At 40.3% G+C, this 23,300-nt stretch carries 20 protein-coding genes and 2 tRNA genes; all 22 read left to right on the forward strand.

Annotated features, from left to right (window positions below; translation table 11 throughout):
- Positions 1-68: 68 nt before the first annotated feature.
- The 22 genes from parE to QM406_RS02940 all read left to right on the forward strand — a co-directional run bounded on the left by parE (position 69) and on the right by QM406_RS02940 (position 23,275).
- Entirely contained in the window at positions 69-2,012 is a 1,944-nt protein-coding gene (gene parE, locus QM406_RS02835; protein ID WP_414273358.1) for a DNA topoisomerase IV subunit B, read from the forward strand.
- On the forward strand, positions 2,012-2,803 hold the full coding sequence (locus QM406_RS02840) for a hypothetical protein (RefSeq protein ID WP_045763736.1): 792 nt from the start codon (positions 2,012-2,014) through the stop codon (positions 2,801-2,803). The genes parE and QM406_RS02840 overlap by 1 nt, the downstream gene beginning before the upstream one ends.
- A gap of 87 nt (positions 2,804-2,890) precedes the next feature.
- Positions 2,891-3,709 carry an aminoglycoside 6-adenylyltransferase gene (locus tag QM406_RS02845; RefSeq protein ID WP_045763735.1) on the forward strand — a complete coding sequence of 273 codons (819 nt, stop codon included), beginning with the start codon at positions 2,891-2,893 and terminating at the stop codon, positions 3,707-3,709.
- A gap of 218 nt (positions 3,710-3,927) precedes the next feature.
- Positions 3,928-6,405 (forward strand): DNA topoisomerase IV subunit A, encoded by a 2,478-nt coding sequence (gene parC / locus QM406_RS02850; protein WP_414273359.1) that lies wholly within the window; start codon positions 3,928-3,930, stop codon positions 6,403-6,405.
- 124 nt (positions 6,406-6,529) lie between these two features.
- The gene (locus tag QM406_RS02855; protein WP_414273360.1) at positions 6,530-7,552 is read left to right on the forward strand and encodes a branched-chain amino acid aminotransferase; all 1,023 of its coding nucleotides are present in this window, start codon (positions 6,530-6,532) and stop codon (positions 7,550-7,552) included.
- A 21-nt stretch (positions 7,553-7,573) separates the two neighbouring features.
- Positions 7,574-9,541: a peptide ABC transporter substrate-binding protein gene (locus tag QM406_RS02860; protein ID WP_414273361.1), complete on the forward strand. Its 1,968-nt coding sequence runs from the start codon at positions 7,574-7,576 to the stop codon at positions 9,539-9,541.
- A 34-nt stretch (positions 9,542-9,575) separates the two neighbouring features.
- On the forward strand, positions 9,576-10,265 hold the full coding sequence (locus QM406_RS02865; protein WP_414273362.1) for a DUF969 domain-containing protein: 690 nt from the start codon (positions 9,576-9,578) through the stop codon (positions 10,263-10,265).
- Positions 10,262-11,185 (forward strand): DUF979 domain-containing protein, encoded by a 924-nt coding sequence (locus QM406_RS02870; protein WP_414273363.1) that lies wholly within the window; start codon positions 10,262-10,264, stop codon positions 11,183-11,185. The genes QM406_RS02865 and QM406_RS02870 overlap by 4 nt, the downstream gene beginning before the upstream one ends.
- Positions 11,186-11,198: 13 nt before the next feature.
- Positions 11,199-11,843, forward strand: coding sequence for a pyroglutamyl-peptidase I (pcp, locus tag QM406_RS02875; RefSeq protein WP_414273364.1), 645 nt, complete (start codon positions 11,199-11,201; stop codon positions 11,841-11,843).
- 134 nt (positions 11,844-11,977) lie between these two features.
- Positions 11,978-12,208, forward strand: a complete 231-nt coding sequence (locus QM406_RS02880) for a DUF2969 domain-containing protein (protein WP_000037108.1) — start codon at positions 11,978-11,980, stop codon at positions 12,206-12,208.
- A 49-nt stretch (positions 12,209-12,257) separates the two neighbouring features.
- Positions 12,258-12,338, forward strand: a tRNA-Tyr gene (locus QM406_RS02885).
- 9 nt (positions 12,339-12,347) lie between these two features.
- Positions 12,348-12,419 (forward strand) — tRNA-Gln (locus QM406_RS02890).
- A 162-nt stretch (positions 12,420-12,581) separates the two neighbouring features.
- The gene (gene rpsA, locus QM406_RS02895; protein ID WP_414273365.1) at positions 12,582-13,784 is read left to right on the forward strand and encodes a 30S ribosomal protein S1; all 1,203 of its coding nucleotides are present in this window, start codon (positions 12,582-12,584) and stop codon (positions 13,782-13,784) included.
- Positions 13,785-13,869: 85 nt separating this feature from the next.
- Entirely contained in the window at positions 13,870-14,367 is a 498-nt protein-coding gene (locus tag QM406_RS02900; RefSeq protein WP_414273366.1) for a GAF domain-containing protein, read from the forward strand.
- Positions 14,367-16,031 carry a DNA polymerase III subunit gamma/tau gene (gene dnaX, locus QM406_RS02905; RefSeq protein ID WP_414273367.1) on the forward strand — a complete coding sequence of 555 codons (1,665 nt, stop codon included), beginning with the start codon at positions 14,367-14,369 and terminating at the stop codon, positions 16,029-16,031. The genes QM406_RS02900 and dnaX overlap by 1 nt, the downstream gene beginning before the upstream one ends.
- Before the next feature lie 22 nt (positions 16,032-16,053).
- Entirely contained in the window at positions 16,054-16,248 is a 195-nt protein-coding gene (locus tag QM406_RS02910; protein ID WP_414273368.1) for a DUF3272 family protein, read from the forward strand.
- A 152-nt stretch (positions 16,249-16,400) separates the two neighbouring features.
- Entirely contained in the window at positions 16,401-17,171 is a 771-nt protein-coding gene (sufC, locus tag QM406_RS02915) for a Fe-S cluster assembly ATPase SufC (protein ID WP_000114489.1), read from the forward strand.
- Between the two features lie 27 nt (positions 17,172-17,198).
- A complete protein-coding gene (gene sufD / locus QM406_RS02920) occupies positions 17,199-18,461 on the forward strand; it encodes a Fe-S cluster assembly protein SufD (RefSeq protein WP_414273369.1) in 1,263 nt (420 codons plus the stop codon).
- Between the two features lie 10 nt (positions 18,462-18,471).
- Positions 18,472-19,698: a cysteine desulfurase gene (locus QM406_RS02925; RefSeq protein ID WP_414273370.1), complete on the forward strand. Its 1,227-nt coding sequence runs from the start codon at positions 18,472-18,474 to the stop codon at positions 19,696-19,698.
- On the forward strand, positions 19,685-20,122 hold the full coding sequence (gene sufU, locus QM406_RS02930; protein WP_033683473.1) for a Fe-S cluster assembly sulfur transfer protein SufU: 438 nt from the start codon (positions 19,685-19,687) through the stop codon (positions 20,120-20,122). The genes QM406_RS02925 and sufU overlap by 14 nt, the downstream gene beginning before the upstream one ends.
- Before the next feature lie 60 nt (positions 20,123-20,182).
- On the forward strand, positions 20,183-21,595 hold the full coding sequence (sufB, locus tag QM406_RS02935) for a Fe-S cluster assembly protein SufB (protein ID WP_000797048.1): 1,413 nt from the start codon (positions 20,183-20,185) through the stop codon (positions 21,593-21,595).
- 282 nt (positions 21,596-21,877) lie between these two features.
- A complete protein-coding gene (locus tag QM406_RS02940; protein ID WP_075231257.1) occupies positions 21,878-23,275 on the forward strand; it encodes an APC family permease in 1,398 nt (465 codons plus the stop codon).
- Positions 23,276-23,300 lie beyond the last annotated feature (25 nt).

The following is a 23,300-nucleotide window of genomic DNA, read 5'->3' on the forward strand; positions in this document are numbered from 1 at the left end:
TAGAAAAATTTTGCAAAATCCCTAGAAAACCTGTAAAATAGTAAAGATGAACGAATAGGAGGTTCCTTGTGTCAAAAAAGGAAATCAATATTAACAATTATAATGATGACGCCATTCAGGTGCTAGAAGGGTTGGATGCGGTCCGAAAACGTCCAGGGATGTATATCGGTTCGACCGATGGTGCTGGTCTCCACCACCTAGTCTGGGAAATCGTCGATAATGCGGTCGATGAAGCCCTGTCTGGTTTTGGTGACCGCATTGATGTGACCATTAATAAAGACGGAAGTTTAACGGTTCAAGACCACGGACGTGGGATGCCGACTGGTATGCATGCTATGGGCATTCCAACAGTTGAGGTTATCTTTACCATCCTTCATGCCGGAGGAAAATTTGGACAGGGTGGTTATAAGACATCAGGAGGTCTCCACGGGGTTGGATCTTCTGTCGTCAATGCCCTCTCTAGTTGGTTAGAGGTAGAAATTACTCGTGATGGGACAGTTTATAAACAGCGTTTTGAAAATGGAGGCAAGCCAGTTACCACTCTAAAAAAGGTTGGGACTGCACCAAAATCTAAGACAGGTACTAAAGTTACCTTCATGCCAGATGCTAGTATCTTTTCCACGACAGACTTTAAGTACCATACCATTTCAGAGCGTCTCAATGAGTCAGCCTTTCTTTTGAAAAATGTAACCTTGTCATTAACGGATAAGCGAACAGACGAAGCAATTGAATTCCATTATGAGAATGGGGTACAAGACTTTGTTTCTTACCTCAATGAAGACAAGGAAACCTTGACGCCTGTCCTATATTTTGAAGGGGAAGATAATGGTTTTCAAGTAGAAGTAGCCCTCCAGTATAATGATGGATTTTCAGATAACATCTTGTCCTTTGTTAATAACGTCCGTACCAAAGACGGTGGAACGCATGAGACAGGACTCAAGTCTGCCATTACCAAAGTCATGAATGACTATGCGCGAAAAACTGGCCTTCTCAAAGAAAAAGATAAAAACCTTGAAGGATCAGATTACCGTGAAGGTTTATCAGCTGTTCTTTCTATCTTGGTTCCTGAAGAACATTTGCAATTTGAAGGACAGACCAAGGACAAACTAGGAAGTCCACTAGCTCGTCCCGTTGTAGATGGGATTGTGGCTGATAAGTTAACCTTCTTCCTCATGGAAAATGGAGAATTAGCTTCAAATCTTATTCGCAAGGCTATCAAGGCTCGCGATGCCCGTGAAGCAGCACGTAAAGCGCGTGACGAGAGCCGAAATGGCAAAAAGAATAAGAAAGACAAGGGATTACTTTCTGGTAAATTAACGCCAGCCCAGTCTAAAAATCCAGCCAAGAACGAACTCTACCTGGTCGAGGGAGATTCTGCCGGTGGTTCTGCCAAACAAGGTCGTGACCGCAAGTTTCAGGCTATTTTGCCTCTTCGTGGTAAGGTCATCAATACAGCCAAGGCCAAGATGGCAGATATCCTCAAAAACGAAGAAATCAACACCATGATTTATACCATCGGTGCTGGTGTTGGGGCAGATTTCTCCCTTGAAGATGCTAACTATGACAAGATCATTATCATGACCGATGCGGACACCGATGGTGCCCACATTCAAACCCTTCTCTTAACCTTCTTTTATCGCTACATGCGTCCACTAGTCGAGGCAGGACATGTCTATATCGCCCTTCCGCCTCTTTATAAGATGTCAAAAGGTAAAGGCAAGAAAGAAGAAGTGGCTTATGCTTGGACAGACGGAGAACTAGAGGAACTCCGTAAGCAGTTCGGTAAAGGAGCTACCCTTCAACGCTACAAGGGGCTTGGTGAAATGAATGCGGACCAGCTCTGGGAAACAACTATGAATCCAGAAACTCGAACTCTCATTCGTGTCACGATTGAAGACTTAGCACGCGCAGAACGTCGCGTCAATGTCTTAATGGGTGATAAGGTCGAACCACGTCGTAAGTGGATTGAAGATAATGTCAAGTTTACATTGGAAGAGAGTACTGTTTTCTGATGGTTAGAAAAAATTATTTTGAAATCTTAGATGGTATGAATTTTAACCCGAGCACGGAATTTGATAATCTCTGTATTTTGTTATCGAATGGATTGTTAGAGGAACTAAATCATAAATTTCTTAATTATCAAAATCGTAGAACTTTTATAGATTTTGATGAGTTCTTAAAGTTTTGCTTATCTCAAGCGGATAATGAATTAGAAAAACTTTTTATTTTTGCTGAGCTTTTAAATGATATGTTGTCGATTATAAACCCGAGTCATCCCTTTTTAAGGAATGATGTGTATGCTGTTAGAGAAAATATCAACAGAGTTCTAGAATTATCGAATCATGAGTTTCTTACTTTAGGAAGTGGTCGTCAAATCATCGTTGAAAAGAATGTTTATGCCTCAGAAGTTTCTCAGATTGTATCTGAAACGAGTATTCAAGATGCGATAAAGGTTTTAGAATATAATCATTTTGCAAATAAAGGAAATGTTCAGCGTAAGAAAGAAATACTTATTTCTTTAGCGAACTACCTTGAGCCATTAAGAAAAGAACTGAATAATTCTGAGGAATTAAAGGAGGTGTTCAAGGTTAATAATCAAAAGATTATTGCGTTTGAAAAGCTTTTTGAAATGTATAATAATTTTGGGCTAAGACATAACAATGCTAAACAATATCATCTTGATATGACTAATGAGAAACTAGAACAATGGTACGATAATATCTACACTTCATCCTTGTTTGTTATTCTGGGCTTGGATGAAGCTAGAATTTTGTCGAAATTAAAAACTTTGAGAGAAGGATAGCTAAATCTTTTATAATTGATTAACTATTTTAACTTGAGAAATAGTATGCTAATATACAGGATTATCAAATGAAAAACAGGTATCCCCATGAGAACTGAACCCCAAATGCTTGATTTAATTTTTCAAACCGCAAAAGTGCTCCAAGTCAACGCTGTCGCCATGTCTGGTTCACGGACTGACACAAAAGCCTCAAAAGATGAATTTCAAGACTATGACGTAGTCTATGTTGTAGAGAATTTGGAAGAGCTGATTACAGATTTATCTTGGCTGGACTCCTTTGGCAAACCTATCATTGAGCAACATAATGTCCTAGGCAACCGTCGACTTTATCTGATGCTTTTTGAAGATGGCAATAGGATTGATCTAACCCTTTGCCCAAAAGACCACATCCAAGAATGGGTAGATAGCGAAGCTGGTTATACAGTTTTAGTAGACGAGAAGGGCTTGTTTGAGTCCTATACTACAAGTCCAGAGCGTTTCTGGATACATCCAGCTAGTGCGATAGAGTTTGAAAAAGTCTGCAATGAATTTTGGTGGGTGTCAGCCTACGTTGTCAAAGGAATTTGTCGTAAGCAAGTCATTTATGCAACGGACCATCTCTACGGTATTTGTCAGCAAGAACTCTTGAAAATCTTAGCTTGGCAGGTAGCAAGTGATGGAGGTGCTGTCGACATTGGTAAAAATTACAAGTATCTCTTCAACTACTTGCCAATTGAGAAGGAGAAGGAATTCTCTGCTCTTCTTGATTTCTCAAGTGTAGAGAAACTTACTCAGTCATTGTTTGCTACGATGCAACTTTTCCATCAAGAAGCTCAATATCTTGCTCAAAAGATGGACTTTGATTATGATAAGGAAGTGGCTGAGAAGATGATGAGATATGCTGAGGAAAACCTTCTAAATCACTAAGAAAATAAAGAACACAATTCAAAACTTTAAACTACAGAAAGGATCGTTTGGTTATTTATAGTGACTGAACAACTTTTCCATAAAAACTACTCTACATTCTTTGAAAGGAGTTGAACACGCCCTAAATGCTGTTTGAAAAAGATAAATTCTCTTGTGAGCATCGCTCGCTGTAAGAATTTCCTATTTTCACTTTGCATTTTACGGGCTTTGTATCCTATATGAGTAATATCCAAAATATGTCCTTAGAGGACATCATGGGAGAGCGCTTTGGTCGCTACTCCAAATACATTATTCAAGATCGTGCTTTGCCAGATATTCGTGATGGCTTGAAGCCGGTTCAACGTCGTATTCTTTATTCGATGAATAAAGATGGCAATACCTTTGACAAGAGCTACCGTAAATCGGCTAAGTCTGTCGGGAACATCATGGGTAATTTCCACCCACACGGGGATTCTTCTATCTATGATGCTATGGTTCGTATGTCTCAGGACTGGAAGAACCGTGAGATTCTAGTTGAAATGCATGGTAACAACGGTTCTATGGACGGAGATCCACCTGCGGCTATGCGTTATACAGAGGCTCGTTTGTCTGAGATTGCAGGCTATCTCCTTCAGGATATCGAGAAAAAGACAGTTCCCTTTGCTTGGAACTTTGACGATACGGAGAAAGAGCCAACTGTCTTGCCAGCAGCTTTTCCGAATCTTTTGGTCAATGGTTCTACAGGTATTTCAGCTGGTTATGCCACAGATATTCCACCACATAATTTGGCTGAAGTTATTGATGCGACAGTCTACATGATTGATCACCCAACTGCCAAGGTTGATAAGTTGATGGAATTCTTGCCTGGACCAGACTTTCCTACAGGAGCGATTATCCAAGGTCGTGACGAGATCAAAAAGGCCTATGAAACTGGTAAAGGGCGCGTGGTTGTTCGTTCTAAGACAGAAATTGAGAAGCTTAAAGGTGGTAAGGAGCAAATCGTTGTCACTGAGATTCCTTATGAAATTAATAAGGCTAACTTGGTCAAGAAAATTGATGAAGTTCGTGTCAATAACAAGGTGGCAGGCATTGCTGAGGTTCGTGACGAGTCTGACCGTGATGGTCTTCGTATCGCTATCGAGCTAAAGAAAGATGCAAACACTGAGCTCGTTCTCAACTACCTTTTCAAGTATACTGACTTGCAAATCAATTACAACTTCAACATGGTGGCGATTGACAATTTCACACCTCGTCAGGTTGGAATTGTGCCAATTTTGTCTAGCTATATTGCCCACCGTCGTGAAGTGATCTTGGCGCGTTCTCGCTTTGATAAGGAAAAGGCTGAAAAACGTCTCCATATTGTGGAAGGTTTGATTCGTGTTATTTCGATTTTGGACGAAGTCATTGCTCTTATCCGTGCTTCTGAGAATAAGGCTGATGCAAAGGAAAACCTTAAGGTCAGCTATGATTTTACAGAAGAGCAGGCTGAGGCTATTGTAACCTTGCAACTTTACCGCTTGACCAATACAGACGTGGTTGTCTTGCAGGAAGAAGAAGCAGAACTTCGTGAAAAGATTGCTATGCTTGCAGCTATCATTGGTGACGAACGAACAATGTACAATCTCATGAAAAAAGAGCTTCGTGAGGTTAAGAAGAAATTTGCGACACCTCGATTGAGTACTTTAGAAAATACAGCAAAAGTCATTGAGATTGATACAGCAAGTCTTATCGCTGAAGAAGATACTTATGTCAGCGTGACTAGGGCAGGTTATATCAAGCGTACTAGCCCTCGTTCCTTTGCAGCTTCAACGCTGGAAGAAATTGGCAAGCGTGATGATGATCGTTTGATCTTTGTTCAATCTGCCAAGACAACCCAGCATCTCTTGATGTTCACGACTCTTGGAAATGTCATCTACCGTCCTATCCATGAATTGGCAGACATTCGTTGGAAGGATATCGGGGAGCATCTGAGCCAGTCTATTACAAACTTTGAAACCACTGAAGAAGTACTTTACGTCGAAGTGGTGGATCAGTTTGACGATGCGACGACCTACTTTGCAGCGACTCGCCTTGGACAAATCAAACGGGTAGAACGCAAAGAATTCTCTCCATGGAGAACCTATCGTTCTAAATCTGTCAAGTACGCTAAGTTGAAAGACGATACTGACCAGATTGTAGCAGTAGCTCCGATTAAATTGGATGATGTTCTGTTGATCAGTCGAAACGGTTATGCCCTCCGCTTTAACATCGAAGAAGTGCCAGTTATCGGTGCCAAAGCTGCAGGGGTCAAAGCCATGAATCTCAAAGCAGATGATGTGATACAAGCAGCCTTTATCTGCAATACATCTTCTTTCTATCTTTTAACGCAACGTGGAAGCTTGAAACGTGTTTCAATAGAGGAAATTCCAGCAACCAGTCGTGCCAATCGTGGTCTTCAAGTCTTGAGAGAATTAAAGAGTAAACCCCATCGCGTATTCTTGGCTGGAGCGGTCTCAGAACAAGGATTTGTTGGAGATCTCTTTAGTACAGAAGTAGAAGATGGAGAACAAACGCTTGTGATTCAATCAAATAATGGAACGATTTACGAATCAATCCTACAAGATTTGAATCTATCAGAACGTACAAGCAATGGAAGCTTTATCTCAGATAGCATTTCTGATGAAGAAGTTTTTGATGCTTATCTCAAAGAAATCTTTAAAGAAATCAAAGAAAATTAAAAATCGGTCCTAGTGACTGATTTTTTATAAGTAAAATTTTCAGAAAATTACAAATAATACTTGAATTTTTAGGAGAATAGTGTAGAATAGAACACAAAGCCTGATTAGAATAAAGGAGATTGTCATGACAGTTACGATTGATTGGGAAAATCTCGGTTTTTCCTATATGAAACTACCTTATCGTTATATCGCTTATTTTAAAGATGGACAATGGACTCAAGGAGAATTAACAGAAGATGCAACCTTGCATATCTCAGAATCATCTCCAAGCCTTCACTATGGACAACAAGCATTTGAAGGATTGAAAGCCTATCGTACAAAGGATGGCAGTATTCAACTCTTCCGTCCAGATGAAAATGCTAAACGTCTGCAACGTACCTGTGATCGTCTCTTGATGCCACAAGTTCCAACAGAAATGTTTGTAGAGGCTTGTAAAGCCGTTGTTCGTGCTAATGAGGAATATGTACCACCTTATGGAACTGGTGGAACCCTTTACCTTCGTCCACTCTTGATTGGTGTTGGAGATATCATTGGGGTAAAACCAGCTGAGGAGTATACTTTTACCATCTTTGCTATGCCAGTTGGAAATTACTTTAAGGGTGGATTGGTTCCAACAAACTTCTTGATTCAAGATGAGTATGACCGTGCTGCACCAAATGGAACAGGGGCTGCCAAGGTCGGTGGTAACTATGCAGCCAGTCTCTTGCCAGGGAAATTGGCTAAATCCCGTCATTTCTCAGATGTTATTTATCTAGACCCTTCAACTCATACAAAGATTGAAGAAGTCGGTTCAGCAAACTTCTTTGGAATTACAGCTGATAATGAGTTTGTAACCCCATTGAGTCCATCAATCTTGCCATCCATTACCAAGTACTCATTGCTTTACTTGGCAGAGCATCGTTTGGGCTTGAAACCTGTTGAGGGGGATGTACCAATTGATAGTCTTGATCGATTTGTAGAAGCAGGTGCCTGCGGTACTGCGGCAGTTATCTCACCTATTGGGGGAATCCAACACGGTGATGACTTCCACGTTTTCTACAGTGAGACAGAGGTTGGTCCAGTGACTCGTAAACTATACGATGAATTGACAGGTATCCAATTTGGTGATATTGAAGCACCAGAAGGTTGGATTGTAAAAGTAGATTAAAAAATATTAAAGGAGTTCTTTATGAAAACGAAAAAGTGGATGTTAACAGCAGGAGTGGTCCTGAGTACAGCAGTTCTTCTTGTAGCTTGTGGGAAAGCTGACAAGGAAGCAGATGCGCCTACAACTTTCTCTTATGTCTATGGAGTAGACCCATCATCTTTGGACTACAGTATCGCAACTCGTACTTCAACAACTGATATCATCGGTAATGTCGTTGACGGTTTGTTGGAAAACGATGAATATGGGAATTTGATTCCTTCCCTCGCTGAGGATTGGAGTGTCTCACAAGACGGTTTGACTTATACTTATAAACTTCGTAAAGGGGTTAAATGGTACACGTCAGAAGGTGAAGAATACGCTGAAGTAACTGCGCATGATTTTGTTACAGGGTTGAAACACGTAGCTGATGGCAAATCAGACGGTGTCACTCTTATTCAAAACTCAATTAAGGGCTTGAATGAATATATGACTGGTGAGACGAACGACTTCTCAACAGTTGGAGTTAAGGCAGTGGATGATTATACTGTTGAGTACACTCTAAACGCACCTGAAACTTTCTGGAATTCAAAAGTAACTTCAGCAACTATGTTGCCAGTAAATGAAGAATTCCTCAAAGCTTCTGGTAAAAATTATGGAACGGTCAGTCCAGCTGGTATTCTTTATAACGGTCCATATATTTTGAAGACATTGACTTCAAAATCTTTAATCGAATATGAAAAGAACCCAAATTATTGGGATAAAGAGAAGGTTAAAATCGAGAAAGTTAAATTAACTTACTATGATGGATCAGACCAAGAATCCTTGATCCGTAGCTTCTCTTCGGGTGTTTACACAACAGCTCGTCTCTTCCCAAGTAGCTCAAACTTTGCTTCTACTTTGGAACAATACGGGGATAAAATTACATATAGTCCACAGGATTCAACTAGTTACTACTTTACCTTTAACGTAAACCGTCAATCTTTCAATAAGACAGCGAAAACAAGTGAAGAACAGAAAACTTCTACAAAAGAAGCAATGTTGAACAAGGACTTCCGTCAAGCCATCAACTTTGCCTTCAACCGTCATTCTTATGCTGCCCAGCTCAATGGTGAAGATGGTGCGGACAAGATTATTCGTAACAGCTTAGTACCAGATAACTTTGTACAATCTGGTGGCAAAAACTTTGGTGATATCGCTCAAAAAGAATTGGTCAACTATGGAGACCAATGGAAAGGTGTTGAGCTCGTTGACGGAAAAGATACCATCTACAATCCTGACAAAGCCAAAGCTTCATTTGAAAAAGCTAAGAAAGAGTTGGAAGCAAAAGGTGTAACCTTCCCAATTCACTTAGATGTCCCAGTTGAACAGACAGATACCATTGCCGTTCAACAAAGCAATTCCTTTAAACAATCAATCGAGTCAACTCTTGGTTCAGAAAATGTCGTGATCGATGTCCTTCAGATGACTGATAACGAGAAAGAAAGCATTACATCTCAAGCGCGTGTTCCTGCTCAAAAAGACTATGACTTGAACAGTACTGGATGGGCTCCAAGCTATCAAGACCCAGCAAGTTATCTCAATATCATGGATCCTAAGACCGGTTCTGCTATGAAACACCTTGGTATTACTAAAGGAAAAGATAAGGAAGTAGTAGCTCAACTAGGTTTGGACGAATATAAGAAACTCTTGGATGATGCAGTTTCTGAGAAAAATGACTTAGATAAGAGATATGAAAAATATGCTAAAGCGCAAGCTTGGCTCACTGATAGTTCTCTCTTGATGCCAACAGCTTCATCAGGTGGTTCACCAGTTGTCAGCAACGTCGTTCCATTCTCTAAACCATACTCACAAGTAGGTATTAAGGGTGATCCATACATCTTCAAGGGAATGAAATTGCAAAAAGAGATTGTATCTGCTAAAGAATATCAAGCAGCTCTTGAAAAATGGCAAAAAGAAAAATTGGAATCAAACAATAAATACCAAAAAGAATTAGAAAGTCATGTCAAATAAAACAGACTAGTATTTTTGGAATAAAGGGGCCTATATGGAATGGATTAAACTAATAGGGATACTTATCATTGTGGTTGGTTTTATCTATAAGTTAGATACAATCGCAACGGTAGTCTTAGCTAGTTTAGTTACAGCTCTAGTTTCTGGAGTTTCTCTTGTTGAATTCTTGGAAATTTTGGGAAAAGAATTTAGTAATCAACGAGTTCTTACGATTTTTATGGTAACCTTGCCACTGGTAGGTTTATCTGAAACTTTTGGCCTCAAGCAACGTTCGATTGACTTGATTCAAAAGATTAAAGGTCTGACCGTAGGAAGTTTTTATACAGTGTATTTCTTTTTTCGGGAACTCGATAGCTTCTTTGCCATTCGTCTTGGAGGACATCCGCAGTTTGTAAGGCCTTTGGTTCAACCCATGGGACAAGCAGCAGCAGAGTTACAATTAGGTAGAAAATTAACGGAGCAGGAGAGCGAAGCGCTAAAAGCGCGTGCAGCAGCAAATGATAATTTTGCAAATTTCTTTGCTCAAAACACTTTCGTTGGTGCAGGCGGTGTCCTCTTGATAGGGGGCACACTGGACCAATTAGGTTACGAAAGTAATTATGCAGGAATTGCTTCAGCTTCGCTTATAGTTGCAGGAATTGCCCTATTTATAGTTGGGATTTACAATTACCTGTTTGATAGAAAACTGCTAGCAAATAAGGTTAGTAAAGGAAAAGATGAATGACCAATCTAGCAAGACAGTTATTAGAGTTGACCTATATTGTGATTGGTTGTCAATTCCTTCATACGGCTTATTGTAGCTATAAAGATAAAACAAACCCAGTTCGCTTTGGAACGGCTGGGTTTTGGGCTTTATTGGGCATCAGTTTTATTGGTGGTTCCTATCTACCTTCTGTCTGTATTGGAGTTATTGTAGTGCTATTGGCCCTGCTAACTCTCTTTAAACAGGTTCGTATCGGAACCTTACCGTCTCTGGATGAAGTCAAGGCAAACATTGAAGCTAAACGACTAAAGAATAAAATTTTTATTCCAGTCATGTTAATGGCTTTGATTGCTTTGGTATTAGCAAAAATGATCCCTGAGTTTAGTAAGATTGCTATCAGTCTTGCTGCATTTTTCGCAACCATCTCTCTTTTATTGATTACCAAGAGTTCTCCTAGAAGTTTGTTAGCAGAAAACAATCGCATGGTGCAACAAGTCTCAACTAGTGGGATTGTGCCTCAACTTTTGGGTGCTTTAGGGGCAATATTTACCGTAGCAGGAGTTGGAGACCTGATTTCTCACTTGATAAGTGGTTTAGTTCCATCGGGCAGTCGTTTTTTGGGTGTAGTGGCTTATGTCCTTGGGATGGTTTTATTCTCCATGATAATGGGTAACGCCTTTGCTGCCTTTACTGTTATTACTGCTGGAATTGGAGTTCCCTTTGTATTTGCCTTAGGAGCTGATCCAATTGTAGCCGCTGCTCTAGCAATGACGGCAGGGTGCTGTGGAACCTTATTGACTCCTATGGCAGCTAACTTCAATGCTTTACCGGCAGCTCTTCTGGATATGAAAGATCCAAATGGGGTCATCAAAGCGCAAGTAGGAGTAGCTATTATCATGATTATCATCCACGTATTTTTGATGTACTTTTTGGCGTTTTAGCAAAGGAAATAAAATGAAAATATTAGTAACAGGTTTTGATCCTTTTGGTGGTGAAAAGCTCAATCCAGCTCTGGAAGCTGTTAAATTATTACCGAAAGAGATTCATGGAGCTGAAATTCATTGGGTAGAAATCCCAACAGTCTTTTATAAAGCAGCAGAGGTATTAGAAACAGCAATCGTCCGCTTTCAGCCAGATGCGGTGCTTTGCATCGGACAAGCAGGAGGAAGAGCTAGTCTAACTCCTGAGCGTGTTGCCATCAACCAAGATGATGCTAGAATTCCTGATAACCAAGGAAATCAGCCGATAGATACACCTATTCGACTAGATGGAGAAGCTGCCTATTTTAGCACACTCCCTATCAAAGCAATGGTACAAGCCATAAAAGAGGAAGGGCTACCAGCTACAGTTTCCAATACAGCGGGAACCTTTGTTTGTAATCATCTGATGTACCAGGCTCTCTATTTAGCGGATAAGAAATTTTCCGATATGAGAGCAGGTTTTATGCATATTCCTTATATGACAGAACAGGTGATCAATAAACCTAATACAGCATCTATGAATTTAACTGATATCGTCAGAGGTATCGAAGCTGCGATTGGTGCTATCGTAGATTATAAAGATAAGGACATAAAATTAGTGGGTGGTACAACCCACTAACGATGAGTCTTCACTAGATTAAAAAATTAGATTTTGTCACAAAAACTCTTTATCAAGGTTGTCTTGATAAAGAGTTTTTTCTTGCCAGTTTTTTAAATTTCTTGTACAATAGGAAGAGTGAAAAGAGGTATCGTATGAGTAAAAAAGATAAAAAAATTGAAATTCAATTAACAGACGCAACTGTTTTAGTTGGTAAAGAAAAGTATGAAGGGTATACTTTAACGATTGGTAAAAAGGTTATTGGTGAAATTGCTGAACTAGATAATCAATTTGCGATCATAAAGAATGGAAATGTCGATAGTTTTTATAAAAAACTTGAAAAAGCTGTGGAAATTTTGATTGAAAACTATAATTTAGCAAAATAAAGCTTGTTTTTTGTAAATTTTCATGATATAATAGTTTTTGTTGAACATTGGAGAGATAGCGAAGAGGCTAAACGCGGCGGACTGTAAATCCGCTCCTTCGGGTTCGGGGGTTCGAATCCCTCTCTCTCCATTTCACTTTTGGGGTATAGCCAAGCGGTAAGGCAAGGGACTTTGACTCCCTCATGCGTTGGTTCGAATCCAGCTACCCCAGTTCTTAGGTAATAAATTCAAGGATAAAAAGAAAAATATCTTAGGGTATTTTATTTTTATAATTGAAGGACGTGAACGATATAACATGTCTTTGCGGGTGCTTAGGAAAAAATTATAAGTATGTCAAGTTTAAGAAAAACTTGATTGTTGGAGGATTTTTTAGATGAACGAATTTGAAGATTTGCTAAATAGCGTTAGCCAAGTTGAGCCAGGTGATGTTGTTAGTGCTGAAGTATTGACAGTTGATGCTACTCAAGCTAACGTTGCAATCTCTGGAACTGGTGTTGAAGGTGTCTTGACTCTTCGCGAATTGACAAACGATCGCGATGCAGATATCAATGACTTTGTAAAAGTAGGTGAAGTATTGGATGTTCTTGTACTTCGTCAAGTAGTTGGTAAAGATACTGATACAGTAACATACCTTGTATCTAAAAAACGCCTTGAAGCTCGCAAAGCATGGGACAAACTTGTAGGACGCGAAGAAGAAGTTGTTACAGTTAAAGGAACTCGCGCTGTTAAGGGTGGACTTTCAGTAGAATTTGAAGGTGTACGTGGATTTATCCCAGCTTCAATGTTGGATACTCGTTTTGTACGTAACACTGAGCGTTTTGTAGGTCAAGAGTTTGATGCTAAAATCAAAGAAGTTGATCCTAAAGAAAACCGCTTCATCCTTTCACGTCGTGAAGTTGTAGAAGCAGCAACTGCAGCAGCTCGTGCTGAAGTATTTGGTAAATTGGCTGTTGGTGATGTTGTAACTGGTAAAGTTGCACGTATCACAAGCTTCGGTGCTTTCATCGACCTTGGTGGTGTTGACGGTTTGGTTCACTTGACTGAATTGTCACACGAACGTAACGTTTCACCAAAATCAGTTGTAACTGTTGGTGAAGAAGTTGAAGTGAAAATCCTTGATCTTAACGAAGAAGAAGGACGTGTATCACTTTCACTTAAAGCTACAACACCTGGACCATGGGATGGCGTTGAGCAAAAATTGGCTAAAGGTGATGTTGTAGAAGGTACAGTTAAACGTTTGACTGACTTCGGTGCATTTGTTGAAGTATTGCCAGGTATTGATGGACTTGTTCACGTATCACAAATTTCACACAAACGTATTGAAAATCCAAAAGAAGCTCTTAAAGTTGGTCAAGAAGTTACTGTTAAAGTTCTTGAAGTTAACGCTGATGCAGAACGTGTATCTCTTTCTATCAAAGCTCTTGAAGAACGTCCAGCTCAAGAAGAAGGACAAAAAGAAGAAAAACGCGCTCCACGTCCACGTCGTCCAAGACGTCAAGAAAAACGTGATTTTGAACTTCCTGAAACTCAAACAGGATTCTCAATGGCTGACTTGTTCGGGGACATCGAACTTTAATCCATTCGAATTTGAATAAAATCCTTTGTTTTTAAAACAAGGGATTTTTCTTTTTTCTACTAGCATTTTTTGATATAATGGTTTTATGTTATATTCAGAAAAAGAATCACTTTATCAAATAATAAATGAACAGCTCTCTTATCTTTTAGAAGGAGAGCCCAATGTGTTGGCTAATCTTTCTAATGCTAGTGCTTTGCTAAAAACAAGCTTTCCCAATACTGTTTTTGCAGGTTTCTATCTATTTGATGGGAATGAACTGATCTTGGGACCCTTTCAAGGTGGAGTTTCATGTGTACGAATCGCTCTTGGAAAAGGTGTTTGTGGCGAATCGGCAGGTAGCCGTCAAACAGTTATTGTTGGTGATGTAAAAACCTATCCAAACTATATTTCTTGCGATAGTAGTGCTCGGAGTGAAATTGTTGTGCCGATGGTTAAAGAGGGACGTCTTTTGGGAGTTCTAGATTTAGATTCATCTCTTGTTGATGATTATGATGAGTTGGATCAGAAATATCTAGAAGAGTTTGTTGCTATTTTGTTAGAGAAAACCGAATGGAATTTTTCAATGTTTGAGGAGAAAGCGTAATGTATCAGGCCCTTTATCGAAAATATAGAAGTCAAACATTTTCACAGTTAGTAGGCCAAGAAATTGTTGCAAAAACTCTGAAACAAGCTGTAGAGCAGGAAAAGATCAGCCATGCTTATCTTTTTTCAGGGCCTCGTGGAACTGGAAAAACTAGCGTAGCCAAAATTTTTGCCAAGGCTATGAACTGCCCTAATCAAGAGGGAGGAGAACCTTGTAATAACTGTTATATCTGTCAGGCGGTGACAGACGGTAGCTTGGAAGACGTTATTGAAATGGACGCGGCCTCTAACAATGGGGTGGATGAAATTCGTGATATCCGTGATAAATCAACCTATGCTCCAAGTATAGCTCAGTATAAGGTCTATATCATTGATGAGGTTCATATGCTTTCAACTGGAGCCTTCAATGCCCTTTTGAAAACTCTTGAAGAACCAACTCCTAATGTTGTTTTTATCTTAGCAACGACAGAGCTACATAAGATTCCTGCAACCATTTTGTCTCGTGTTCAACGCTTCGAGTTCAAATCTATTAGAACTCAGGATATTCGAGATCATATCTTCCATATTTTAGAGAAGGAAGGGATTGCTTATGAAATTGAAGCTGTTGAGATTATCGCTCGTAGGGCCGAAGGTGGTATGCGGGATGCTTTGTCCATTTTAGACCAAGCATTGAGCTTGACTCAAGATGCTAGATTAACAACAGCTGTTTCTGAGGAAATTACGGGGACTATTAGTCTAAGTGCTTTGGATAATTATGTGGCTGCCTTGGCACAAAAAGATGTGATTCGTGCTTTGGAAAATCTTAATTTGATTTTTGATAACGGAAAAAGCATGACACGATTTGTAACGGATTTGTTGCAGTATCTTCGGGATATTTTGATTGTCCAAACTGGTGGGGAGAATACTCACCATAGTGATCTCTTTAAGGATAACCTAGGTCTTTCACAGGCTGTTTTGTTTGAAATGATTGGAATTGCGACAAGTAGTTTAGCTGATATCAAGGCTAGCTTACAGCCTAAGATTTATGCTGAAATGATGACCATTCGTTTGGCAGAGATAGATTCAAAACCAACATTATCAGATGATACAAGTGGAGAATTAGCCTCACTTAGAGAAGAAGTTGCGCGATTGAAACAGGCTCTGGCAAATGTTAATACGAGTCCTAAGCAGACTACACCAACACCGAGTCGTCCAGTTAACAGCAAGTCAATTTATCGTGTAGATCGTAATAAGGTTCAGTCTATTCTTCAAGAAGCTGTTGAAAATCCTGATTTAGCCCGTCACAATCTAATTCGTCTTCAAAATGCTTGGGGTGAAGTTATTGAAAGCTTGTCAGGTCCTGATAAGGCACTTTTAGTTGGTTCTCAACCTGTTGCGGCTAATGAGCACCATGCGATTCTTGCATTTGAGTCTAACTTCAATGCTGGTCAGACCATGAAACGTGATAATCTCAACACCATGTTTGGCAATATACTCAGTCAAGCAGCGGGATTTTCACCAGAGATTCTTGCTATTTCCATGGAAGAGTGGAAAGAAGTCAGAGCTGATTTCTCAGCGAAGGCTAAATCGTCTCAAGGTCAACCGATTAAGGAAGAAGTTGAAGAATCTGTCCTTCCTCAAGGATTTGAATTTCTAGCGGATAAAGTGACCATAGCAGAAGATTAAAAGGATTTTGTAACATAATACGATGAACAGACAACAATTTATAATTATGGGCTTGTTTACTGCTGCCGAGACTTATTTTTTTAATGAATCCATCATGGAGCAACGGTATATCGTGGCCTTGCTTTGGGCTATTTTAATCCTAAGAAATTTTAGAGTCAGCTATATTATAGGTAAAATTGTCAACGCTATAGATGATCATTTTCGTGGAAAGAAGTAACCCTCAGCTTCTAGACAAAATTAAAGCCTTTTAGGCTTTTTTTTGTTATACTATTAAAGTATATTTATTGATATTTTATCGTTTTTTACTAGAAAACTAAGGACAATTTTCTAGCGAAAATGGTAAAACGGATTGAAAAGAAAGGAACTATCATGTCAGTATTAGAGATCAAAGATCTTCACGTTGAGATTGAAGGAAAAGAAATTTTAAAAGGGGTTAATCTGACCCTGAAAACAGGAGAAATTGCCGCTATTATGGGACCGAATGGTACTGGTAAATCAACTCTTTCTGCCGCTATCATGGGAAACCCAAACTATGAAGTAACCAAAGGTGAAGTCTTGTTTGACGGTGTAAATATCCTTGAGTTGGAAGTGGATGAGCGTGCGCGTATGGGACTTTTCCTTGCTATGCAATACCCATCTGAAATTCCTGGGATTACCAATGCTGAGTTTCTTCGTGCAGCCATGAATGCTGGTAAAGAAGATGATGAGAAAATTTCAGTTCGTGAGTTTATCACTAAGCTAGACGAAAAAATGGAATTGCTTAACATGAAAGAAGAAATGGCAGAGCGTTACCTCAACGAAGGTTTCTCTGGTGGTGAGAAAAAACGTAATGAAATTCTTCAGCTTTTGATGTTGGAACCAACTTTTGCCCTTTTGGATGAGATTGACTCTGGTCTTGATATTGACGCTCTTAAAGTTGTTTCTAAAGGTGTTAATGCTATGCGTGGTGAAGGTTTTGGTGCTATGATTATCACTCACTACCAACGTCTTTTGAACTACATCACACCTGATGTGGTACACGTCATGATGGAAGGTCGTGTTGTTCTTTCTGGTGGTCCAGAATTGGCTGCACGCTTGGAACGTGAAGGATACGCGAAACTAGCTGAAGAACTTGGCTATGACTACAAGGAAGAATTGTAATTCCCTCGTATCTTTTAGGAGAAGTAAATGACTAAAGAAACTATTAAACTTTTTTCAGAAATGCACGCTGAACCAAGCTGGTTGGCTGACCTCCGTCAAAAAGCTTTTGACAAGATTGAAAGTTTGGAATTGCCAGTCATTGAGCGTGTCAAATTTCACCGTTGGAATCTGGGTGATGGAACGATTACAGAAAGTGAGCCATCAGCAAATGTTCCTGACTTCACAGCTCTAGATAATCACTTGAAGTTGGTGCAAGTAGGAACCCAAACTGTTTTTGAACAAACACCAGTTGAGTTGGCTGAACAAGGAGTGGTCTTTACAGACTTCCACTCAGCTTTAGAAGAAATTCCAGAGCTTATTGAGGAATTCTTCATGTCATCTGTTAAATACGATGATGATAAATTAGCAGCCTACCATACAGCCTACTTTAACAGTGGTGCGGTTCTCTATATCCCTGATAACGTGGAAATCACAGAACCAATTGAAGGTATTTTCTACCAAGACAGCGACAGTGATGTACCATTTAACAAGCATATTCTAATCATCGCTGGTAAAAACAGTAAGATTAGTTACCTTGAACGTTTAGAGTCACGTGGCCAAGGTAGTGCTAAAGCAACTGCTAACATCACAGTAGAAGTGATTGCTCGTTCAGGCGCGCAAGTGAAGTTTGCAGCGATTGACCGACTAGGTGAGAACGTCACTGCCTACATTAGCCGCCGTGGTAAATTGGGCAACGATGCAAATATTGACTGGGCTATCGGTGTCATGAACGAAGGAAACGTCGTTGCAGACTTTGATAGTGACTTGATTGGTAATGGTAGCCATGCAGATCTTAAGGTCGTTGCCCTATCAAGTGGTCGTCAGGTACAAGGGATTGATACACGAGTGACTAACTATGGTTGCAACTCAATCGGAAATATCCTCCAACATGGGGTTATTCTTGAAAAAGCAACTTTAACTTTCAACGGTATCGGCCACATTATCAAGGGTGCCAAGGGAGCAGATGCGCAACAAGAGAGTCGTGTTCTCATGCTTTCAGACCAAGCGCGTTCAGATGCCAACCCGATTCTTTTGATTGATGAAAATGACGTTACTGCAGGTCACGCGGCTTCTATCGGACAAGTAGATCCAGAAGACATGTACTACCTCATGAGCCGTGGCTTGGACAAGGCAACTGCAGAACGTTTGGTTGTTCGTAGTTTCCTTGGATCTGTTATTGTTGAGATTCCAGTTAAGGAAGTTCGCGATGAAATGATTGCAACCATCGAAGAAAAATTGTCAAAACGCTAAGGGGAAGCCTATGTTAGATGTAGAAGCGATTCGCAAGGATTTTCCGATTTTAGACCAGATTGTCAATGACGAACCTCTGGTTTATTTGGATAATGCTGCGACGACACAAAAACCATTAGCAGTTCTGGAAGCCATTAATCGCTACTATAAGCAGGATAATGCCAATGTTCACCGTGGGGTTCATACTTTAGCTGAACGTGCGACAGCATCCTACGAAGCTGCTCGTGAAACTGTTCGTAAGTTCATCAACGCGGGGTCGACAAAGGAAATTCTCTTTACCAGAGGTACCACAACTAGTCTCAACTGGGTGGCACGCTTCGCTGAGGAAATCTTGACTGAGGGAGACCAGGTCTTGATTTCAGTCATGGAACACCATTCCAACATCATTCCTTGGCAGGAAGCTTGCCGTAAGGCTGGGGCTGAGCTTGTTTATGTTTATCTCAAGGACGGTGCCTTGGATATGGATGACTTGCGAGCTAAATTAACAGATAAAGTTAAGTTTGTCTCGCTAGCTCATGCTTCCAATGTTCTTGGAGTAGTAAATCCTATCAAAGAAATCACGCAAATGGCTCATGAAGTTGGAGCCATCATGGTGGTGGATGGTGCTCAGTCTACACCCCATATGAATATTGATGTCCAGGACTTGGATGTGGACTTCTTTGCCTTTTCAGGTCACAAGATGGCTGGTCCGACTGGTATCGGTGTCCTTTATGGGAAAGAAAAGTATCTGGAACAAATGTCACCAGTAGAATTTGGCGGTGAGATGATTGATTTCGTCTATGAGCAAACTGCTAGTTGGAAGGAATTGCCTTGGAAATTTGAGGCTGGAACTCCTAATATGGCAGGTGCTATCGGACTGGCAGCAGCAGTGGATTATCTAGAAAACATCGGTATGGATGCCATTGAAGCCCATGAACAAGAATTGATCGCATACGTCTATCCAAAATTGCAGGCAATTGAGGAATTGACCATATACGGTTCGCAAGATTTGGCTCAACGTTCAGGTGTTATTGCCTTTAACCTAGGTGATCTTCACCCTCACGATCTCGCTACTGCTCTGGATTATGAAGGAGTAGCAGTTCGGGCCGGACACCATTGCGCTCAACCTTTGCTCCAGTATTTGGAAGTTCCAGCAACAGCTCGTGCAAGTTTTTATATCTACAATACCAAGGCAGATTGCGATAAGCTAGTAGATGCCTTACAAAAGACAAAGGAGTTTTTCAATGGCACTTTCTAAACTAGATAGCCTTTATATGGCAGTGGTAGCGGACCATTCGAAAAATCCACATCACCAAGGGAAGTTAGAAGACGCTGAACAAATCAGTCTCAACAATCCAACCTGTGGGGATGTGATCAATCTCTCCGTCAAGTTTGATGCAGATGACCGCTTGGAGGATATCGCTTTTCTAAACTCAGGTTGTACTATCTCAACTGCCTCTGCTAGCATGATGACAGATGCAGTTTTAGGAAAAACCAAACAAGAAATTTTAGAACTTGCAACTATTTTTTCTGAAATGGTTCAAGGGCAAAAAGATGACAGACAAGATAGTCTTGGTGATGCTGCTTTCTTGTCAGGTGTTGCCAAATTCCCTCAACGAATTAAGTGTGCAACCCTAGCTTGGAACGCCCTAAAGAAAACAATTGAAAATCAAGAAAATTAGTAAGACAAGTTTCTTTTGTCTTATGAATCAGTAGAAATGAAGAATGAAAGAAAGGATATTATGGCTGAAGAAAGAGTAGAACCAAAACCAATTGATCTTGGTGAATATAAATTTGGTTTCCATGATGATGTAGAGCCTGTCCTATCGACAGGAAAAGGATTGAATGAAGATGTCATTCGTGAGCTATCAGCTGCAAAGGGAGAGCCTGAGTGGATGTTAGAGTTCCGTTTGAAGTCTTATGAAACCTTCAAAAAAATGCCCATGCAAACTTGGGGAGCAGACTTGTCAGAGATTGATTTTGATGACTTGATTTACTACCAAAAACCATCTGATAAACCAGCTCGTTCTTGGGATGACGTTCCTGAAAAGATTAAAGAAACCTTTGAACGTATCGGGATTCCAGAAGCTGAGCGTGCTTATCTAGCAGGAGCCTCTGCCCAGTACGAGTCAGAAGTGGTTTACCACAACATGAAGGAAGAGTTCCAGAAATTGGGTATTATCTTTACAGATACGGATTCTGCCCTCAAGGAATACCCAGACTTGTTTAAACAATACTTTGCTAAGTTGGTACCGCCGACAGATAACAAGTTGGCTGCCCTCAACTCAGCGGTATGGTCGGGTGGAACCTTTATCTACGTGCCAAAAGGTGTCAAGGTAGATATTCCACTTCAAACCTACTTCCGTATCAACAACGAAAATACAGGTCAGTTCGAACGTACCTTGATTATCGTTGATGAAGGAGCAAGCGTCCACTACGTAGAAGGATGTACAGCACCAACTTATTCAAGCAATAGCTTGCACGCTGCCATCGTAGAAATCTTTGCCTTGGACGGAGCTTATATGCGTTATACTACTATTCAAAACTGGTCTGACAACGTTTATAACTTGGTAACAAAACGTGCCAAGGCTTTGAAAGATGCGACTGTTGAGTGGATTGATGGTAACTTGGGTGCTAAAACAACCATGAAATACCCATCTGTTTATCTAGATGGAGAAGGAGCGCGTGGTACCATGCTCTCTATCGCCTTTGCTAATGCTGGGCAACACCAAGACACGGGTGCTAAGATGATCCACAACGCTCCACATACAAGCTCGTCTATCGTTTCTAAATCCATCGCTAAAGGTGGAGGAAAGGTTGACTACCGTGGACAAGTAACCTTTAACAAGAACTCTAAGAAATCTGTTTCTCACATCGAGTGTGATACCATTATCATGGATGACTTGTCAGCATCAGATACCATTCCGTTTAATGAAATTCACAACTCGCAAGTTGCTTTGGAGCACGAAGCTAAGGTTTCTAAGATTTCAGAAGAACAACTCTATTACCTCATGAGCCGTGGTTTGTCAGAATCTGAGGCAACTGAGATGATCGTTATGGGATTTGTAGAGCCCTTCACAAAAGAACTTCCAATGGAATACGCAGTTGAGCTCAACCGCTTGATTAGCTACGAGATGGAAGGATCAGTCGGATAAACTTTATGAACAGAAACTGAGGCTGGGACAAAAGTCCTAGCCTCTCAATTGTCTTTGGATTGTCGAGCAAGACGCAGTGGTTGAGTGGGCTCTACTACGCTGATTTCATCAGCTTTTACAGCCCTACTCAACTGTGGGGAGGTGGAACGACGAAATCGTATTCTAACGAATTACCGATTTCTGTCCCACTCTCAGTTTTTTTGATGAAAGATGCTAATAAATATTCACAAAAAGTCTTTTGTATGGTAAAATAATACAATCACATAAAGTGGGAGATGAATGATGAATATTTTTAGAACCAAAGACGTTAGTCTAGGTAAGACAGAAATGCATCGCCATTTAAAATTATGGGACTTAATTCTCTTGGGGATTGGTGCCATGGTAGGAACAGGTATCTTTACCATTACAGGAACAGCTGCAGCAACACTAGCAGGACCTGCCCTTGTGGTATCGATTGTAATTTCTGCTATCTGTGTATCCTTATCTGCTCTCTTTTTTGCAGAATTTGCTTCTCGTGTTCCTGCAACGGGTGGAGCATATAGTTATTTATATGCAATTTTGGGAGAATTTCCAGCCTGGATAGCTGGTTGGTTAACCATTATGGAATTTATGACAGCAGTTTCAGGTGTTGCTTCTGGTTGGGCGGCCTATTTTAAAGGTTTGCTTAGTAACTATGGAATCTCAATGCCGCAAGCATTAAATGGGACCTTTAATCCAGAGCAAGGGACCTATCTTGACCTCCTGCCAATTCTAGTTCTCGTCCTCGTTACGGGACTGGTCTTATTGAATTCGAAGGCTGCGCTTCGATTTAATTCCATTTTAGTAGTTTTAAAATTCTCTGCTCTTGCACTATTCATCTTAGTTGGAATCTGGTACATTAAACCTGAAAATTGGGCAGACTTTGCACCATTTGGCTTTGGTCAGATTTATGGTGGAAGCACTGGGATTATGGCAGGAGCTTCACTCATGTTCTTTGGGTTTTTAGGGTTTGAATCCATTTCAATGGCAGTTGATGAAATTCAAAGCCCCCAGAAGAATGTACCGCGTGGAATTGTTTTATCCTTAACTATTGTAACTATACTTTATGCACTAGTCACTCTAGTATTGACAGGGATTGTTCATTATAGCAACCTCAATGTAGATGATGCAGTAGCCTTCGCTTTGAGAAATATCGGTATTGGTTGGGCAGCTAACTATGTTTCACTTGTTGCGATTTTTACCTTGATTACGGTATGTATTTCAATGACCTACGCCTTGTCACGAATGATCTATAGTTTAGCCCGTGATGGACTCTTGCCTCAAAGTTTTAAAGAAGTGACCAAGACTAGTCGCGTTCCAAAGAATGCAACTATCTTAACTGGTGTTGTTTCAGCAATTGCAGCTGGGATCTTCCCACTTGCAAGTATTGCAGCCTTTCTCAATATCTGCACCTTAGCCTATCTTATTCTCCTAGCCTATGGGATCATCAAATTGAGAAAAGATAAGGGTATGCCAAAAGAGGGCGAGTTCAAAACTCCCCTGGTTCCTTTTTTACCAATCTTGTCTATTCTAATCTGCCTTTCATTTATGCTTCAGTATACCCTTGAAACATGGATGGCATTTGGAATTGCCTTGTTAATTGGAATTCTTATCTACTTTACTTATGGCTATAAACATTCAACTCTAGCTGAAAATGAATAAAGAAAAAATCGCGAATTTCGCGATT

This window comes from Streptococcus infantis (assembly GCF_047465035.1).
GTDB lineage: Bacteria > Bacillota > Bacilli > Lactobacillales > Streptococcaceae > Streptococcus > Streptococcus infantis_T.

Bases quoted from the DNA above. Each gene is read 5' to 3' on its own strand.
- QM406_RS02840 (WP_045763736.1), top strand. From the start codon at position 2,012: ATGGTTAGAAAAAATTATTTTGAAATCTTAGATGGTATGAATTTTAAC.
- QM406_RS02845 (WP_045763735.1), top strand. From the start codon at position 2,891: ATGAGAACTGAACCCCAAATGCTTGATTTAATTTTTCAAACCGCAAAA.
- parC (WP_414273359.1), top strand. From the start codon at position 3,928: ATGAGTAATATCCAAAATATGTCCTTAGAGGACATCATGGGAGAGCGC.
- QM406_RS02855 (WP_414273360.1), top strand. From the start codon at position 6,530: ATGACAGTTACGATTGATTGGGAAAATCTCGGTTTTTCCTATATGAAA.
- QM406_RS02860 (WP_414273361.1), top strand. From the start codon at position 7,574: ATGAAAACGAAAAAGTGGATGTTAACAGCAGGAGTGGTCCTGAGTACA.
- QM406_RS02865 (WP_414273362.1), top strand. From the start codon at position 9,576: ATGGAATGGATTAAACTAATAGGGATACTTATCATTGTGGTTGGTTTT.
- QM406_RS02870 (WP_414273363.1), top strand. From the start codon at position 10,262: ATGACCAATCTAGCAAGACAGTTATTAGAGTTGACCTATATTGTGATT.
- pcp (WP_414273364.1), top strand. From the start codon at position 11,199: ATGAAAATATTAGTAACAGGTTTTGATCCTTTTGGTGGTGAAAAGCTC.
- QM406_RS02880 (WP_000037108.1), top strand. From the start codon at position 11,978: ATGAGTAAAAAAGATAAAAAAATTGAAATTCAATTAACAGACGCAACT.
- rpsA (WP_414273365.1), top strand. From the start codon at position 12,582: ATGAACGAATTTGAAGATTTGCTAAATAGCGTTAGCCAAGTTGAGCCA.
- QM406_RS02900 (WP_414273366.1), top strand. From the start codon at position 13,870: ATGTTATATTCAGAAAAAGAATCACTTTATCAAATAATAAATGAACAG.
- dnaX (WP_414273367.1), top strand. From the start codon at position 14,367: ATGTATCAGGCCCTTTATCGAAAATATAGAAGTCAAACATTTTCACAG.
- QM406_RS02910 (WP_414273368.1), top strand. From the start codon at position 16,054: ATGAACAGACAACAATTTATAATTATGGGCTTGTTTACTGCTGCCGAG.
- sufC (WP_000114489.1), top strand. From the start codon at position 16,401: ATGTCAGTATTAGAGATCAAAGATCTTCACGTTGAGATTGAAGGAAAA.
- sufD (WP_414273369.1), top strand. From the start codon at position 17,199: ATGACTAAAGAAACTATTAAACTTTTTTCAGAAATGCACGCTGAACCA.
- QM406_RS02925 (WP_414273370.1), top strand. From the start codon at position 18,472: ATGTTAGATGTAGAAGCGATTCGCAAGGATTTTCCGATTTTAGACCAG.
- sufU (WP_033683473.1), top strand. From the start codon at position 19,685: ATGGCACTTTCTAAACTAGATAGCCTTTATATGGCAGTGGTAGCGGAC.
- sufB (WP_000797048.1), top strand. From the start codon at position 20,183: ATGGCTGAAGAAAGAGTAGAACCAAAACCAATTGATCTTGGTGAATAT.
- QM406_RS02940 (WP_075231257.1), top strand. From the start codon at position 21,878: ATGAATATTTTTAGAACCAAAGACGTTAGTCTAGGTAAGACAGAAATG.